Annotated in this window: 17 protein-coding genes; 12 read left to right on the top strand and 5 right to left on the bottom strand. The window is 52.3% G+C overall.

What is annotated here, in order from left to right; all coding sequences use genetic code 11:
- The coding region (locus tag M3200_RS04300; protein WP_288178135.1) for an MFS transporter at positions 1 to 691 on the top strand (691 nt) is incomplete at its 5' end.
- A gap of 269 nt (positions 692 to 960) precedes the next feature.
- Here M3200_RS04300 and lpxA (M3200_RS04295) read toward each other — a convergent pair.
- From lpxA (M3200_RS04295) to lpxC, 4 genes are all read right to left on the bottom strand, one after another.
- Positions 961 to 1,773, bottom strand: coding sequence for an acyl-ACP--UDP-N-acetylglucosamine O-acyltransferase (gene lpxA / locus M3200_RS04295; RefSeq protein WP_022382311.1), 813 nt, complete (start codon positions 1,771 to 1,773; stop codon positions 961 to 963).
- A gap of 257 nt (positions 1,774 to 2,030) precedes the next feature.
- Positions 2,031 to 2,843: an acyl-ACP--UDP-N-acetylglucosamine O-acyltransferase gene (lpxA, locus tag M3200_RS04290; protein WP_022382310.1), complete on the bottom strand. Its 813-nt coding sequence runs from the start codon at positions 2,841 to 2,843 to the stop codon at positions 2,031 to 2,033.
- A 139-nt stretch (positions 2,844 to 2,982) separates the two neighbouring features.
- Positions 2,983 to 3,450: a 3-hydroxyacyl-ACP dehydratase FabZ gene (gene fabZ, locus M3200_RS04285; RefSeq protein ID WP_022382309.1), complete on the bottom strand. Its 468-nt coding sequence runs from the start codon at positions 3,448 to 3,450 to the stop codon at positions 2,983 to 2,985.
- A gap of 47 nt (positions 3,451 to 3,497) precedes the next feature.
- Entirely contained in the window at positions 3,498 to 4,337 is an 840-nt protein-coding gene (gene lpxC, locus M3200_RS04280; RefSeq protein WP_022382308.1) for a UDP-3-O-acyl-N-acetylglucosamine deacetylase, read from the bottom strand.
- Positions 4,338 to 4,616: 279 nt separating this feature from the next.
- Between lpxC and M3200_RS04275 the strand changes: the two genes are divergently transcribed.
- The 11 genes from M3200_RS04275 (at position 4,617) to bioB (M3200_RS04225) (ending at position 15,712) form a co-directional block, all read left to right on the top strand.
- On the top strand, positions 4,617 to 4,883 hold the full coding sequence (locus M3200_RS04275; protein ID WP_022382307.1) for a hypothetical protein: 267 nt from the start codon (positions 4,617 to 4,619) through the stop codon (positions 4,881 to 4,883).
- 365 nt (positions 4,884 to 5,248) lie between these two features.
- Positions 5,249 to 6,079: an ATP-dependent sacrificial sulfur transferase LarE gene (larE, locus tag M3200_RS04270; RefSeq protein ID WP_022382306.1), complete on the top strand. Its 831-nt coding sequence runs from the start codon at positions 5,249 to 5,251 to the stop codon at positions 6,077 to 6,079.
- A 15-nt stretch (positions 6,080 to 6,094) separates the two neighbouring features.
- Positions 6,095 to 6,865, top strand: coding sequence for a nickel pincer cofactor biosynthesis protein LarB (larB, locus tag M3200_RS04265; protein WP_022382305.1), 771 nt, complete (start codon positions 6,095 to 6,097; stop codon positions 6,863 to 6,865).
- On the top strand, positions 6,858 to 8,555 hold the full coding sequence (gene larC / locus M3200_RS04260; protein WP_022382304.1) for a nickel pincer cofactor biosynthesis protein LarC: 1,698 nt from the start codon (positions 6,858 to 6,860) through the stop codon (positions 8,553 to 8,555). The genes larB and larC overlap by 8 nt, the downstream gene beginning before the upstream one ends.
- A gap of 61 nt (positions 8,556 to 8,616) precedes the next feature.
- A complete protein-coding gene (locus M3200_RS04255) occupies positions 8,617 to 9,279 on the top strand; it encodes a metal ABC transporter ATP-binding protein (RefSeq protein ID WP_022382303.1) in 663 nt (220 codons plus the stop codon).
- Positions 9,272 to 10,063: a metal ABC transporter permease gene (locus M3200_RS04250; RefSeq protein ID WP_022382302.1), complete on the top strand. Its 792-nt coding sequence runs from the start codon at positions 9,272 to 9,274 to the stop codon at positions 10,061 to 10,063. Before M3200_RS04255 ends, M3200_RS04250 begins: the two co-directional genes overlap by 8 nt.
- A gap of 93 nt (positions 10,064 to 10,156) precedes the next feature.
- Complete coding sequence (locus tag M3200_RS04245) at positions 10,157 to 11,074, top strand: metal ABC transporter solute-binding protein, Zn/Mn family (protein WP_022382301.1); 918 nt, start codon at positions 10,157 to 10,159, stop codon at positions 11,072 to 11,074.
- A gap of 571 nt (positions 11,075 to 11,645) precedes the next feature.
- A complete protein-coding gene (locus M3200_RS04240) occupies positions 11,646 to 12,071 on the top strand; it encodes an Hsp20/alpha crystallin family protein (RefSeq protein ID WP_022382300.1) in 426 nt (141 codons plus the stop codon).
- Positions 12,072 to 12,537: 466 nt separating this feature from the next.
- The gene (gene bioB / locus M3200_RS04235; RefSeq protein WP_022382299.1) at positions 12,538 to 13,536 is read left to right on the top strand and encodes a biotin synthase BioB; all 999 of its coding nucleotides are present in this window, start codon (positions 12,538 to 12,540) and stop codon (positions 13,534 to 13,536) included.
- Between the two features lie 121 nt (positions 13,537 to 13,657).
- The gene (bioB, locus tag M3200_RS04230) at positions 13,658 to 14,659 is read left to right on the top strand and encodes a biotin synthase BioB (protein ID WP_022382298.1); all 1,002 of its coding nucleotides are present in this window, start codon (positions 13,658 to 13,660) and stop codon (positions 14,657 to 14,659) included.
- Between the two features lie 69 nt (positions 14,660 to 14,728).
- A complete protein-coding gene (bioB, locus tag M3200_RS04225; protein WP_022382297.1) occupies positions 14,729 to 15,712 on the top strand; it encodes a biotin synthase BioB in 984 nt (327 codons plus the stop codon).
- Positions 15,713 to 15,769: 57 nt separating this feature from the next.
- Here bioB (M3200_RS04225) and M3200_RS04220 read toward each other — a convergent pair.
- Positions 15,770 to 15,956 (bottom strand): hypothetical protein (locus M3200_RS04220; RefSeq protein ID WP_288178134.1); only part of this gene is annotated, 187 nt, incomplete at its 5' end.

Here is a 15,956-nt window from a genome sequence, read left to right as displayed (position 1 = left end):
GGAAAGAAATAAACACAACGCACTCCTTGATTTCAAACTCTTCAGGAGCAAGCCCTATGCCGGTGCTGCCGCGTCGAACTTCCTCCTGAATGCCGTCGCAGGCACACTGATCGTCGCCAATACCTATGCGCAGGTAGGCCGCGGTTTCACCGCCTTCCAGTCCGGCATGCTCTCCCTCGGCTACCTCGTCGCCGTCCTTGCCATGATCCGCGTCGGAGAAAAGATCCTCCAGAGAGTCGGTGCCAGAAAACCGATGCAGTGGGGCGCCTCCATCACTACAGCAGGCATCGCCATGATGGGCCTGACCTTCCTCCCGGACCTCACCTATACCGTCGTCGTCTTTGTAGGCTTCTGCCTCTTCGGATTTGGCCTCGGCATCTACGCGACCCCGTCCACCGACACCTCCGTCTCCAATGCACCGTCCGACAAAGTCGGCCAGGCAGCCGGTGTCTATAAAATGGCCAGCTCCTTGGGAGGCGCCTTCGGCGTAGCCATCTCCGCCGCTGTCTACGGAGCCTTCGCCGAAAGCACAAACCTCGCCGCCGCTGCTACCGCCGGCATCCTCGTCAACGTAGCCTTCGGCCTCCTCGCCATCCTCGCTATCGTCACACTGATTCCAAAAGGCATCGGAAGAATGGAAGACGAAATGGAAGAAACAGAAATGGCAGTATCAGAATCGTATAACCAGTAAAAATGAGGGGCTGTAGAAATGTACAATCATTTCTGCAGCTCCTTTTTGTGTTGGGATATTTCATTAAAAGGTTATCTAACAACTGTATTTATTGGTTCTGCTTGAAAACCATAAAATTTCGCTTCGCTCGAGAACTACTGTATTCCCCGGCTTCGCCGGGACCTTCTCCTTCGGAGCAAGGTTAACACCCTTAAACCTCGCTTCGCTCGAGAAAAGGAAAAAGCAGCGTTTTAGCGGATTTTGGCACAGCCTCTTCTTATTACAATCTTTTATCTGTCTCTTGTACGGCAGAGGCCTCTGTCGCAGTTTCTCAGGAAGTAGAGCAGGTGCTCGATTTCCGGGGTAGAGGGGAGTTCCTGTTCCATTTCTTCTATGGCTTCGTTGAGTTTCAAGCCCGAGCGGAAGAGGAGGCGGTAGGCTTTCTTGAGGGCGCTCTTGACGTCGGCAGAGATGTTGTTTCTTGCGATGCCTACGCTGTTCAAGCCTACGACTCTGGCGGGGTTGCCGTCGGCGATGACGAAGGGGCATACGTCCTGAACGATCTTGGACATGCCGCCTACCATGGCGAGGGCTCCTACTTTGACGAACTGGTGGACGCCGCTCATGGTGCCGATGACGGCATGGTCTTCGACGGTGACGTGGCCTGCTACGCCTGAGAAGCTGGATACGACGATGTAATCGCCGAAGCAGCTGTTGTGGGCTACGTGGGTGTATGCCTGAAGCATATTGTGGGATCCGATGCGGGTCTCGCAGTTTTCGCCGGTCGCGCGGTGGATGGTGGCGAATTCTCTGATTTCATTTTCGTCCCCGATGACGACGGTGCTGTATTCACCTTTGAATTTCAGGTCCTGCGGCGCTTCTCCGATGACGGCTTGCGGGAAGATGTGATTGTTTTTGCCCATGCGCACGTTTTCCGCAATGACGGCATGGGATTCGATGATGCTGCCTTCTCCGATTTCACACCCTGGGCCGATGACGGCGTACGGTCCGATTTTCACGTTGTGATGCAGGATTGCCGTCGGGTCGATGATGGCCGTCGGATGAATGTCCGGCTCTAGTGGTCTGATAGCTTTAAGTTCCATGATCCATTCCCCATTTCATTAGTAACGTTAAAAATTGACTGTCGGACACTTTCTTATATTATAGACCTGTTTGTCAAATAATTCTGCAATTGTGATAAATTCTCATCATATCATAATAGATGCGATATGAAATCGTGAAAATTTTTACAGATTCGAGACGGTCAGTTTTTTGACGTTCAATGGCGGGTCGGAAATAGCGGGTATTCCGGGCACGAAAAAACCTCCCAATCGAAAGGGGACGACGGGAGGTTTCTGTATTATCTGTCTCTTGTACGGCAGAGGCCGCGGTCACAGTTCCTGAGGAACCGGAGAAGATGTTCGATTTCCGGAGTGGACGGGAGTTCCTGTTCCATTTCCTGGATAGCATCGTTGAGTTTCAAGCCCGAGCGGAAAATGAGGCGGTATGCTTTTTTGAGCGCGCTCTTGGATTCGGCCGGGATCTTGTTTCTGGCAATGCCGACTGCGTTGAGTCCTACGACTCTGGCAGGGTTGCCGTCAGCGATGACAAAGGGGCATACGTCCTGAACGATCTTGGACATACCGCCGATCATGGCAAAAGCACCAATCTTGACGAACTGGTGGACGCCGCTCATGGCGCCGATGACAGCATGGTCTTCGACAGTGACGTGGCCGGCAACGCCGGAGAAGCTGGATACGACGATGTAATCGCCGAAGTTGCTGTTGTGGGCTACGTGGGTGTATGCCTGAAGCATGTTGTGAGAACCGATGCGGGTTTCGCAGTTTTCACCGGTTGCACGGTGGATGGTAGCGAATTCGTGGATGTCGTTTCCATCTCCGATGACGACGGTGCTGTACTCGCCTGCATACTTGAGGTCCTGCGGTGCTTCTCCGATGACGGCGTGCGGGAAGATGTGGTTCTTCTTGCCCATGCGGACGTTTTCTGCGATGACAGCGTGAGATTCAATGATGGTGCCTTCTCCGATTTCGCATCTCGGACCGATGACTACGTATGGTCCGATGGTGACGTTTTTATGAATGATAGCGGTAGGATTGATGATGGCAGTCGGATGAATCGCCGGATCTATCGGTTTGATCACTTTTAATTCCATGTTCTTATATTTCCCCTTTGTTTTACGGGCGGCCGGGCAGCGGAGCCGGGCGGGTCCCTGAATGATTGTCCATGATTTTGAAATCGGCTGTTTCCTGCTGCGGGGAAGCGGCCTGGACGGTCTTGCTTATTGGTGAGTCTTATTTCTTGGATTTGTTCGGATCCATCAGGTAGAAGATGAAGTCAGCATCTGCTTTGCGGACGCCGTCTACGGTGCCTTCGCAGTGGACTTTGCCCATGCGGCCCTTGATCTTTTCAATGACAGCTTTGGTGACGAGAACGTCTCCCGGTACGACCGGGGAACGGAAATGGACGCGTTCCATGCCTGTGAACATGGGGATGAGTCCTCTGTTTTCTTCCGGATACTGAAGGGCAACGCCGCCTACCTGAGCCATAGCTTCGCAGATGAGGGCGCCCGGCATGATCGGACGGCCCGGGAAGTGGCCCTGGAAGAACGGTTCATTCATGGTGACGGATTTCTGCCCGATCGCATAGTCCATCGGTACCATTTCCGTGATCTTGTCGACGAGAAGCATCGGATAGCGGTGTGGCAGGATTTCCATGATTTCTTCAACGTTCAGATGTAACTTTTCCTGTGTTTCTTCCATAATAATTTCCTCCTTGAAATGTGGGTAGTGCGTACGGATTTATTCCTTTATTCCTTGAGGTCTTTTTTCAAAGCCTGAAGTTTCTCAGAAAGTTCGGCGTTCAGCTTATGGCTGCCGAGGACGGCGATGATGTGCGCATGAAGCGGGCCGACGAGGGAAATGTCTCCCAGAATGTCGAGTATCTTATGACGGACAAGTTCGTCGGGGAAGCGCAGCTGAGAGAGGCATTCGGTCTCGGAGTAAACGACGGCGTTTTCCAGTGTGCCGCCTTTGCCAAGGCCCATCTTTCTCATGGCTTCGAGTTCCCATGTGAATCCGATCGTTCTTGCCGGCGCGATTTCTTTCATATAGGAGTCGTGGTCAATCACGACGTCTCTCATCTGTGTGCCCAGAAGGGGATGTGGATTGATCGAGGTGAATGTGATGCGGAGCCCGTCATAGGGAAGGGCTGTGATGAATTTGTTGTCTTCGTAGACAGCAGCGCTTGTATCGAGTGTCAGGATCGGGATCATCTCATCCTGTGTTTCAACGCCTGCTTCTTCAACCATGTCGCAGAAGGTTTTCGCAGAGCCGTCGCCTACGGGCGGTTCAGGTGAATCCATTTCGATCACGCAGTTGTCGATCTGGAGTGCGTAGAGCGCGGAGAGGACATGTTCGACGGTGAAGACCTTTGCTTCGCCTTTTTCCAGTGTCGTTGCGCGCAGCGTATTGGTGATGTACCGGGACTGTGCCGGCACTTCCGGTCCTCCGGGCAGGTCGCTTCGCTTGAAAATGATTCCTGTCCCCGGAGCGGCGGGATGCATGGTCATGGTGACAGGCATGCCGGAGTGGAGACCCAGGCCCTTGTACGTGACATCTTTCCCGATGGTGTGCTGATTTCTTTTCACAATTTGCTCCCTTTACATTAAATTCCGTTTTACAATTATTTCATTATACCTTGTTTTGTATTTCAGTACAAGTTAAAAGGGCGTAGAAATTAGACAGAGACGGGAGTTTGCCCACTTTGATATAGATGAATTTCGAAGTAAGGCGCGCATGAAATTTTGAGGAAACTGCAATCGTTTCGCATTTGACCAAGTTGCCTTTCGTGCTATAATCATATTGAGAAAGGTTTTCACTCGATTTGTTCTTAATTTTCGTTCCAAAAGATACCAGGGGAGGCATCTATGAACAATATATTTGTAGGACTCATCATCGCTGTCATTGCAGGCTGGTTCGGATACTGCCTGTACCGCATGTGGCGCGGTGCAAGAGGCGCTGACTGCGCAAGCTGCGCACTTGGCGGCGATTTCGATTACGGCACTTATGGCAGGGAAGCCGTTCCCGAAAAGCCTATGGAAGTCGTGACATCGGCAGGACATCATATCATCGTCGATGAAGAAGCAGCAAGAAGACGCAGGGAACGAATCCGCAAGATGATGGAAGGAAAATAGTTTTATGGCAGTTTGACCTTGCCCTGGAAGGGAAGGTGCCCTACCTCAAATTCTGATGTCGGGCGGATGAGTTGCATTTCCTCAGCCGAAGGCTGGTTGTATGGTTTTCTGTCTTCAGCTAATCCCAAGATACTTGCGGGTATCCTCTAGTCAAATATACCGTCACGAAAGGCGGCTGTGACGAAATGATTTTACATTTCCACAGCCGCTTTCTTTATACATTCATATCTGTCATGTTTTCTCTGTTCTATGAAATGTTATAATAAAAAGTACGGGAAATCCCCGCGTTACAGAGCCGCTCTCTTTCCTTCCGGCCATGCGCCTGAAGTCTGCGGTCTTTTTCAAAAAAAGAATGGAGAAATCTTATGCTTACTAAGGAATTACAGAAGAAACAAGACGATCTGGAAGCATACCTGAAGGAGCTCGGCAGCGTCATGCTGGCGTTCTCCGGCGGCGTGGATTCCACATACCTTATGCATGAAGCTCATAAAGTCCTCGGCGACAAAGCCATGGCTGTCACGATGAATCTCGCATCCGTTCCTGAAAGGGAAGTGGCTGACGCGATGGAATACTGCACGAAGGAAGGCATCCGCCAGAAGGTCATCAAGATGGACCAGTTCGCCATCGAAGGCTTCGCTGAAAATCCGACGAACCGCTGCTATCTCTGCAAGCACTTCCTTTTCAGCACGCTGCAGCAGATTGCCAAAGAAGAAGGCTTCGCTTACGTCATCGACGGGACAAATATGAACGATGCATCGCAGTACAGGCCTGGTCTCACAGCGCTTTCAGAGCTCGGCATCAAGAGCCCGCTCCGTCATGCCGGACTTTACAAGGCAGACATCCGTGCCCTTTCCAAAGAAGCCGGCCTTGCCACATGGAGCAAGCCGTCCTTTGCCTGCATGGCGACACGTTTCGTTTACAACGAAGGCATCACGGCCAAGAAGCTTGCGATGGTCGAAGCAGCAGAGAATTTCCTTTTTTCCAAAGGCTTCACACAGCTCCGCGTCCGCGTGCATGAAGGAAATCTGGCGCGTATCGAAGTGCTCCCGGGAGAACTCTTCAAGCTCTTCAAGCTGCACGATGAAGTCTCCCGCGTATTCAAAGCGATCGGCTTCACGTATGTGACGATGGATCTTCTGGGCTACCGTATGGGAAGCATGGATGAAGTATTGAGCAAGGATCAGTTGGAAATGTAAGAAAGCGGTGAGACGATGGATGTCAGGGAAATACTCGAAGAAGTGAAGAAGGGGACGATGGATACGGCAGCGGCCGAAGAGCTGCTCCGCGCCAACCCTGCTTCGCGTTCGTATGAGGAAATGGGATATGCAAAGCTCGACACGGACAGAAGAGAAAGGTCCGGCTTTGCCGAGGTCGTATACTGCCAGGGAAAGTCCGACAAGTTCATAGCAGAAATTTTCCAGAAGCTCTATGAGCTGGACGGGGAAGTCTTCGGGACGCGTGCTTCTTCCCACCAGTATGAACTCGTGAAAGAGAGGATCCCCGACATTTCCTATGACCCCGTCTCCCATATCCTGAAGAAGGAAAAAGAAGGAAAGAAACGCATCGGCTGCGTCGCGGTCTGCACAGGCGGCACGGCGGACATTTCCGTCGCCGAAGAAGCGGCCCAGACGGCTGAATACTTCGGCACGCATGTCGAGCGCATTTACGACGTGGGCGTGAGCGGCATCCACAGGATCCTTTCCAAGGAAACCCTGGTCAGGAGCGCGAACTGCGTCGTCGCCGTCGCCGGGATGGAAGGGGCTCTTGCTTCTGTCATCGGAGGCCTCGTGAAGAATCCCGTCATCGCCGTTCCGACATCGGTCGGCTATGGCGCCAGCTTCCACGGCCTTTCGGCGCTTCTGACGATGATCAATTCCTGCGCGAACGGCATCGTCACAGTCAATATTGATAATGGATTTGGCGCCGGCTACGTGGCGACCCAAATTAACAGGCTTGCAGAAAGGGGAAAAATCAGTGAGTAAAAAATTATATCTGGAAACCGGTTCCGGCATCAGCGGAGATATGTTCGTTGCTGCCATGCTTGATTTGGGCGCTGACCAGAAAGCACTGGAAGCAGCACTCGCTTCCCTTCCGGTGAAGGGCTTCAAGACAGAAATCTCCCGCGTACAGAAATCCGGCATCGACTGTTGCGACTTCAATGTCATCCTCGATGCAGAACATGAAAACAACGACCATGACATGGCATACCTTTACGGCCCTGATCCGGTCGTTTCTTCCGATGTCCCGGAAGAACATCATCACCATCATGACGAGGAAGGGGAGCACCATTGCCACTGCCATGAAGACGGTGAACACCATCACCATCATGATGAAGAAGGCGAGCACCACTGCCATTGCCATGAAGAGGGTGAACACCACCACCATCACGACGAAGAAGGCGAACATCATCATCATCATGACGAAGAAGGCGAACATCATTGCCACTGCCATGAAGACGGCGAACATCATCATCACCATGACGAAGAAGGCGAGCACCACTGCCACTGCCATGAAGACGGTGAAGAACATCCTCATCACCACCATCATGATGAGGAAGAACACCATTGCCCGCACTTCCATGGCGAGGAAGGACACCATCATCATCACCATGATGAAGAACATCACTGCCCGCATTTCCATGGCGAAGAGGGCCATCATCATGATCATGACCACGTTCATGGCCATCACCACCATCATGAACACCGCAATCTGGCGGATGTCATGGCGGTCATTGACGGCGCTTCCATGACGGATCATGCCCGTGAAATCGCAAAGAAGATTTTCATGCTCATTGCGGAAGCAGAAGCGAAAGCACACAACCTTCCGATCGATGAGGTCCACTTCCACGAAGTCGGCGCTGTCGATTCCATCGTGGATATCATTTCCGCTGCCGTCTGCTTCGACAGCCTTGGCATTTCCGAAGTCATCGTGCCAAAGCTTTCCGAAGGCACAGGCACTGTCCGCTGCCAGCATGGCCGCCTGCCCGTACCGGTGCCAGCTACGCTGAACATCGTGACTGCCTGCGGCATGCCGCTTGAAATCATGGATGCCACAGGGGAATTCGTCACCCCGACTGGTGCTGCGATTGCATGCGCACTGGCTACATCCCACACGCTTCCGTCCCTTTTCCGCATCGAACGCATCGGCCTTGGCGCAGGCAAACGCGCTTACACCGAAAGAGCCGGCATTCTCCGCGCACTCCTCATTTCCGACGATCAGGGAGAAGGAGAAAGAGACGAAGTCCTGAAGATTGAAACCGACATCGACGACTGCTCGGGCGAAGTCCTGGGCTACACCCTTGAAAAGCTGATGCAGGCAGGGGCGCTCGACGTCCACTATGCGCCGGTATTCATGAAGAAGAACCGTCCTGCTTGGGAACTGACCGTTATCTGCAAGAAGGAAATCCGTGAAACACTGGAAGACATCATTTTCCGCGAAACGACGACCATCGGCGTCCGCGAATTTCCAAGCGTCATGCGCGTCATCCTGAAGCGCGAAGAAAGGGAAGTCGAAACACCTTTCGGGCAGGCACTTGTGAAGCAGGTCATATTTTCCGATACCGTCCGCAACTATCCGGAATACGAATCCGTGAAAGCACTGGCGGAAGAAAATGAAGCGTCCTTCCATGAAGTATTTGAAGCTGTCCGCAAAGCGGCAGAAGAATTAGATTGATTACGAAAGAGCGGCGGGATTGGCAGCCGCCCTTTTCATTGCAGGTCCGGAGGGATCCATCATGCTGACCATTGAGAATTTATATTTTTCCTACACGGGGAGCGCTCCCTGGCTCCTGGAAAACGTCGCTTTCCATCTGGCGGGCGGAGAGTATATTTCCATCGTAGGAAATAATGGAAGCGGCAAGAGCACTCTTCTGAAAATCATACTGGGCTTCTTGAAACCGGTCTCCGGGACGGTCACGCGCCGCGCCCGCCGCATCGGCTACGTACCGCAGCGGTTCGCCTCGGATGCCTCCTTTCCCATCACCGTGGAAGAAGTCATCCATTCCTACGGGAAACTGCTGCATTTGAAGAAAATCGACGTGGATCAGGTCCTTTCCGTGACAGGCATGGAAGGGTACAAGAAACAGCTCATGGGAAGCCTCTCGGGCGGCCAGCATCAGAAAGTGCTGATCGCAAGGGCGCTCATGGGAAGCCCTGATCTCCTCATCCTCGATGAACCATCGACCGGAGTCGACCTGACCAGCCAGCGCGACATCTACAAGGAACTCGATACCCTCCATAAGGACAAGGGCGTCACCATCCTTGCCGTCGAGCACAACCTCGCTGAGGCAGGCAAAGTATCCGACCGCCTCTACCACGTCGAACACGGACACGGCCACCTCTGCAGTGTCCGCCATTATATAGAAGAATACATAGAAAAGGAGGGCGGCCATGTTTAGTTATACCTTCATGCAGAATGCGCTCATCATTTCCATCTGCATCGCCGTTCTCTGCCCATGCATCGGGCTTTTCCTGGTGCTGAAACGGTACTCGATGATCGGGGATACCCTGGCGCACTCGTCTCTGGCGGGTGTCACGCTCGGGCTTCTCTTCCGGGAGAGTCCTGTCCTCGTTTCCTTCGTCTTCACCGCCTTTGCGGGGATGATGATCGAATTTCTCCGGCAGTATTTCAAGAAATATACCGACCTCATCCTGTCCGTCGTCCTTTCCGTCTCCGTGGGCATCGCCATCACGCTGATCAGCTCCGGGCGTCTCCATGCCAATGCCGACGCCTACCTCTTCGGCTCGATGCTGACGGTCAGCAATGAGGACATGGCGATCACAGGGCTCCTGAGCCTTGCCGCCGTCCTGACGGTTATCCTGAACTATCACCAGCTTCTCTACATCACCTACGATGAAGAAGCAGCGCGCGTTGCCGGCGCGCACGTCAAAGTACTGAATTATGTCTTCGCCTTCCTTGTGGCGGCTGTCATCTCCGTTTCCATCCGATCTGTCGGGATATTAGTCATTACCTCGATGATCACGCTTCCGGTGGCCTCGGCGCTGCAGCTGGGGAAAGGTTTCCGCGCAACCTTCCTCGCCGCGATGGTGTACAGTTTCCTGTCCATACTGGGGGGCTTCTTCGCATCCTATTACATAGGCGCAGCACCGGGCGGCGTCACAGCGCTCTTTGCCGCCGGACTGCTCCTTGTGACGATCCTGGCGAAAAAAGTCCTGCGCTGATGAGTCCGCATTTCCTGGGAGGAAGGGAATGCGTCTCCGGTACTCGGATCCGGCGGCCTGGCCGCCATTAGAAGAAAAAGGAGTATTTCTATCATGAAATTGTGGAAAAAATTGGCTTTAGCTGGCGCGGCAGCTTGCCTCATCATTACAGCAGGCTGTGGCAAGGAAGAGAAACCGGCGGCATCTGCCCCGGCAGGGAAAGTTCCCGTCACCGTATCCTTTGGAGCCATGAAAGAGCTCACGCAGGCCATCGGGGGAGACCGCGTAGCTATCACTGTCATCATACCAGACGGCACAGAACCCCACGAATTTGAACCTAAAGCATCCGACATGATGCGCGTCAAAGATTCCAAAGTCTTCATCTACAACGGGATGGGCATGGAACGCTGGGCGCCAGAGATGCTCAAGAGCATGAAAGACGGCCCCGTCGCTGTCGTTGCATCCAAGGGAATCGACCCCATCCGCCTGACGGATAAGAATGAAATCAAGGAACACGGCGACTTTGACCCGCACGTCTGGCTCGGACCGGAAGAAGCAAGAAAAGAAGCAAAGAACATCGCTGATGCCCTTGCTACCGCTTCTCCTGAAAACAAGGAATACTTCGAAAAGAACTATGAGAAGCTCGACAAAGACCTCACGGCTATGACCGAAGAGTACAAAAAGAAACTCTCCACCGGCCACAGCAAAGAACTCGTTGCAGGCCATGCAGCCTTCGGCTACCTCTGCCGTGACTTCGGCCTGACACAGGCCAGCGTCGAAGACGCATTCGCATCCGGCGAACCGTCCCCGGCCAAACTTGCAGACATCATCGACTTCTGCAAGAAGCACAACGTCAAGACCATCTTCACCGAAGACATGATCAGCCCGGCCCTGACCGAGACTATCTCCAAAGAAGCCGGCGCCAAAGTCGAAACCCTTGACACCATAGAAAGCGGCGAACAAGACGCAAACTATGTCAAGACCATGAAAGAAAACCTGGAAAAAATCGACAAAGGACTTGCGCTGAACTGATTTGATTGATTTGAGAATTGAAAAAGGAAGGGGCTGTGGCAAAATCCGCCAAGACGCTCTTTCTCCTTTTCTCGAACGAAGTTCGGTTTAAGGGTGTTAACCTTGCTCCGAAGGAGAAGGTCCCGGCGAAACCGGGGAATACAGTAGTTCCACGAGCGTAGCGAGGTTTTGAGGTTCTCAGATTGTAGAGATTGTATATCTATGTTAGATTAATTCTCTGGGCAGCTATATCAACACAAAGAAGGGGTTGTGGCAAAATGATTGTACTTTTTTCCACAGCTTCTTCTTTTATTTTTTTGATGCAATTTCTCCTTTTCAAAAGAAAAATGAATGGTGCTTTATAGCTAACTTTGGCAAAATAAAAGTCAAAAAATCAATAAGTTTAGAACGTGAATGTTCCGTAAATATGAGGACTTTCAAAAATCGAAAAATAAAAGTCAAAATTTTTTTAGCACTCTCTTGACTTAAGTGCTAAAAGTGCTATACTATAGTTGTCAGGAGGAAAGGGGCCCCGGGAATCCTAAAAGTTTGACAACGCAAATGCAAGCGCAAAAGGAAAGAGGTCATTATTATGAGAAGCTTGATTCCATTTGATGGTTTGTTTGGTGATACGGTCCTGGATCATTTCTTTGATGATGTTCCGACCATTTACAAAGATTATGTTTCCGTTCCAAAAGCGGATATTGAAGATCTGAAAGATCACTATGAAGTAACCTGTGACATGCCGGGCTACACGAAAGATGAGATTCAGGTCACTTACGAAAACGGTATCCTGTCCCTGTCCGCAAAGAGAGAAGACACGAAGGAAACGAAAGACGCAGATCGTAAGTTTATCCGCCGTGAACGCAGCTCCGCCGGTTTCCAGCGTCAGTTCGCCGTGAGTGGCGTCAAGGAAGAGGGCATCAAAGCCAGCCTGAAGGATGGCGTTTTGAAAGTAGAGCTCCCGAAATCCGGGAAACCTGAAATCGAACCGTCCCATAAAATTCAGATCGACTGACCGGTGAGCCGCATGGGAGATGATTCTCCCGCCGGATGCATATACTCCTGAGGAGGTCCCGGCAAGGACGAAAATCCTTGCCGGGACTTTTTCGCGTCCAAAAACAGCAGCGCTCAAGGCAGCGCCTGAAGTTATATAAATCTTATATGACAACTTATACATATTTCCTTAGTAGACGATCAAGGGCCCTTTTGACAATGCATCACGTGTCAGAAGAGCCCTTATTTTTATGGCGCTATGTCCCATTCCCTTCGATAAAACCGAAGATTTCACAGTGTATTCCAGACGCTTGATTAAATGTCTACTTTGTCAACCTATTGTGAACTAAAGCAAATACTGAAATTGACAAATAAACCGTTTATAGAATATACTATTTCATAAAGTGACAGTGCAGATTCCTGCGGTCATTTTACAGGTTAATCTCCAATACCAGGGAAACCATTTTTTTATTCGGGAGGAATTACATATGGAAAGCTCTTGTGAGGAAATCATCCGCCTGGCCAACAAAGTGTTGGACGGGGGAGAGATCACTAGAGAAGAAGCAGGCCGTCTGATCCGTACAAAGGATGAAGATACCATGCTGCTTCTGGCTATGGCAGATAAGATCCGTCAGAAGTACAACGGCAATGCTGTTGACTTCTGCGCCATCATCAATGCGCGCAGCGGACACTGCCAGGAGGACTGCAAATTCTGCGCGCAGTCCGGTCATTACAGGACGGGAGCTACGACTTACCGTCTTTTGCCGGAGGACCAGATTCTGGCCGCTGCCAAGAAAGCCAAGGATGCGGGCGCTGTCCGTTTCTCTCTGGTAACGAGCGGAAGAAATCAGGATAATCCGAATGAATTCGAGGAAATCATCGATGTCGTGAAGAAGATTCACGATCAGGTGGGCATTGAAGTCTGCTGCTCCCTGGGCCTCATCACTGAGGAACAGGCCATCCGTCTTCGCGAAGCAGGCATCACAAGAATCCACTGCAACATCGAAACATCACCGTCGTATTTCCCGGAAATCTGCACCACGCACACGATGGAAGATAAGGAAGACATCATCCAGACAGCGCAGAAGGCAGGCATCCGCGTATGCTCGGGCGGCATCATCGGACTGGGCGAAGACCTCGACCAGCGTGTGGAAATGGCATTCCATCTGAAAAAGCTCCACATCGACTCTGTTCCGTTGAATATCCTCAACCCTGTCGAAGGGACACCGTTCTACACGAACGAACGTCTGGCTCCGCTGGAAGTGCTCCGTACATTTGCAGTATTCCGCTTCGTACTTCCAAAAGCGCTCATCCGCACAGCAGGCGGACGTGAAGTCAATCTTCGCAGCCTCCAGGCACATGCTCTCTCGGGCGGCCTGAACGGCATCATGGTCGGCGGTTATCTGACCACCGGCGGTAGAAATCCGAGAGAAGACCTGACCATGGTCAACGATCTGGGAAGAAGCAGAACCCAGCCACAGCTTTAAGCCTCACGGAAATTTCCCGATTTCCGAGGGGTCAGAATTACGCATTTGACGCGTAAGGTTTCACCAAGGAGAGACCCTGTTACTATACAACAGGATGTATTCATTTAAGGAGTGGTCATTCATGGAAAGCGGTTGTGAACAGATTTTAAAAATTACAGACAGAATTCTGGACGGCGGAGAAATCACCGAAGAAGAAGCAAAAGCACTGATTCGTACGACAGACGAAGACACCATGCTTCTTCTGGCATGCGCTGATAAGATCCGTCAGAAATTCTCCGGCAGAAGCGTCGACCTCTGCGCCATCGTCAATGCAAGAAGCGGACGCTGCCAGGAAGACTGCAAGTTCTGCGCCCAGTCTGCCCGTTACGACACAGGCATAGACAATTACACCTTCCTGCCGGAAGAAGAAGTCATGAAAGCAGCCCAGAAAGCGAAAGAAGCAGGCGCTGCCCGCTTCGATATCGTTACCGCAGGCCGTGATCAGAGAAATCCGAAAGACTTCGCAGAAATTCTGCATCTCATCCGCCGTATCCGCACGGAAATCGGCATCGAAGTCTGCTGCTCGCTTGGTTTCCTCACACAGGAACAGGCATACCAGCTCAAAGAAGCCGGCGTAAACCGTCTTCACTGCAACATTGAATCCGCACCTTCCTTCTTCCAGGAAGTCTGCACCACACATACCGCCGAGGAAAAAGCTGAGAACATCCAGCGTGCTCAGAAAGCCGGCATCCGCGTCTGCTGCGGCGGCATCCTCGGTCTGGGCGAAACCCTCGACCAGAGAGTCGAGATGGCTTTCCATCTGAAGAAACTGCACATTGATGCGATTCCGCTCAACGTGCTGAACCCGATTCCGGGAACCCCTTATGAACACAACGAGCCTCTGGCTCCATTGGAAATCCTCCGTTCATTCGCTATGTTCCGCTTCGTGCTTCCAAAGGCACAGATCCGTACAGCAGGCGGCCGCCAGCTGAACTTAAGAAGCCTGCAGTCCATGGCTCTGGCAGGCGGAATGAATGGCGTCATGATCGGCAACTACCTCACCAGCAAGGGATCTGACCCGCATGATGATCTCACCATGCTGCGCGACCTCGGTCGTACAAGAACCATGCCGAACGTACAGTAAGTGGAAGAGGCATGCCGCAGGGCGTGCCTTTTTCCTTGATCATACCGGGAAGAACCAATGGGAGGGACAATGAATCAGGATATAGCGCTCATTACCGAGTATATGGACAAAGTCCTGGAAGGCGGAGAAATAACAAGGGAAATGGCGGAGAAACTTCTCGACTGCGGGAAGCGCGAACCCTATTTCCTCATAGCCTCCGCCGACCGCATCCGCCGCACCTTCTGCGGAGATGAGATGCACTTCTGCAGCGACGTCAACGCAAGAAGCGGACGCTGCAGCGAAAACTGCCGCTTCTGCGCGCAGTCAGGCTGGTACAACACAGGCGTCAAGGAGTATCCGCTCCGCCGTCCTGAAGAACTTCTCAAAGAAGCCCGTCAGGCAGAAGCCTATGGCGCCGAACGATTCGGCATCGTCACCAGCGGGAGAGGCCAGACCGATCCCAAACAATTCGAATCCATCGTCGAAACAGTACGCCTCGTGACACAGCACACCGGACTTTCCGTCTGCTGCTCACTGGGGCTCCTTACCGACGAACAGCTGAAGAGACTCAAGGAAGCAGGCTGCGAAAGAATCCACTGCAACCTGGAAACGTCGAGAGATTATTTCCCCGAAATATGCACCACGCATACCTATGACGAGAAAATGAACCACATCCGCCGCATCCAGGACGCAGGACTCGACGTCTGCTCCGGAGGCATCTTCGGCCTGGGAGAAACGGAAAAGGACCGCCTCGACATGGTCTTCGCCCTGAAGGAAAGAGACATCCGCTCCGTCCCCTTAAACATCTTCAACCCGATCCCGGGCACCCCGATGGGAGAAACCAAGCCGCCGCAGCCGCTTGAAATCCTCCGCTACTTCGCCGTCTACCGCTTCATCCTGCCCCACGCCATCATCCGCGTATGCGCAGGAAGAGAAGGAGGCCTCCGCGACATGCAGTCCTTCGCACTCGCCGCCGGCCTCAATGGCGCCATGATAGGAGGCTACCTCACCATCGCCGGCCGTCCCCCGGAAAAGGACAAACAAATGGCACGCGACCTAGGCCGCGTCCTCTAAATGGGAAAAAAAGAATGCACAGCATTTCGTGCGTTCTTTTTTAGTGGGATGAAGAAATTAAAACAGGACGACCAGCCTGCGGCTGAACACCATACAATCGAACTGACGCTCGAAGGAACTGCAACTCATCCGCCCGACATCAGAAATTGGGGTCGGGCACCTTCCCTTCCAGGGCAAGGTCAAGTGCAAAACCACACAACCTCGCTGCGCTCGTGAAACCTTTTTATAAAAACCAATGAATACT

Source organism: Dialister sp. CAG:357 (genome assembly GCF_000435155.1).
Classification (GTDB): domain Bacteria; phylum Bacillota; class Negativicutes; order Veillonellales; family Dialisteraceae; genus Dialister; species Dialister hominis.
The sequence above is the reverse complement of the archived record's forward strand: the minus strand, read 5'-3'. Positions and strand labels throughout refer to the sequence as shown.

What these genes read in the sequence shown, in the direction of transcription:
- bioB (WP_022382297.1), top strand. Translation starts at nt 14,729, where the DNA reads ATGAATCAGGATATAGCGCTCATTACCGAGTATATGGACAAAGTCCTG.
- lpxA (WP_022382311.1), bottom strand. Translation starts at nt 1,773, where the DNA reads ATGGAACTTAAAGCTATCAGACCACTAGAGCCGGACATTCATCCGACG.
- bioB (WP_022382298.1), top strand. Translation starts at nt 13,658, where the DNA reads ATGGAAAGCGGTTGTGAACAGATTTTAAAAATTACAGACAGAATTCTG.
- M3200_RS04240 (WP_022382300.1), top strand. Translation starts at nt 11,646, where the DNA reads ATGAGAAGCTTGATTCCATTTGATGGTTTGTTTGGTGATACGGTCCTG.
- fabZ (WP_022382309.1), bottom strand. Translation starts at nt 3,450, where the DNA reads ATGGAAGAAACACAGGAAAAGTTACATCTGAACGTTGAAGAAATCATG.
- M3200_RS04275 (WP_022382307.1), top strand. Translation starts at nt 4,617, where the DNA reads ATGAACAATATATTTGTAGGACTCATCATCGCTGTCATTGCAGGCTGG.
- larB (WP_022382305.1), top strand. Translation starts at nt 6,095, where the DNA reads ATGGATGTCAGGGAAATACTCGAAGAAGTGAAGAAGGGGACGATGGAT.
- M3200_RS04245 (WP_022382301.1), top strand. Translation starts at nt 10,157, where the DNA reads ATGAAATTGTGGAAAAAATTGGCTTTAGCTGGCGCGGCAGCTTGCCTC.
- larE (WP_022382306.1), top strand. Translation starts at nt 5,249, where the DNA reads ATGCTTACTAAGGAATTACAGAAGAAACAAGACGATCTGGAAGCATAC.
- M3200_RS04250 (WP_022382302.1), top strand. Translation starts at nt 9,272, where the DNA reads ATGTTTAGTTATACCTTCATGCAGAATGCGCTCATCATTTCCATCTGC.
- M3200_RS04255 (WP_022382303.1), top strand. Translation starts at nt 8,617, where the DNA reads ATGCTGACCATTGAGAATTTATATTTTTCCTACACGGGGAGCGCTCCC.
- lpxA (WP_022382310.1), bottom strand. Translation starts at nt 2,843, where the DNA reads ATGGAATTAAAAGTGATCAAACCGATAGATCCGGCGATTCATCCGACT.
- bioB (WP_022382299.1), top strand. Translation starts at nt 12,538, where the DNA reads ATGGAAAGCTCTTGTGAGGAAATCATCCGCCTGGCCAACAAAGTGTTG.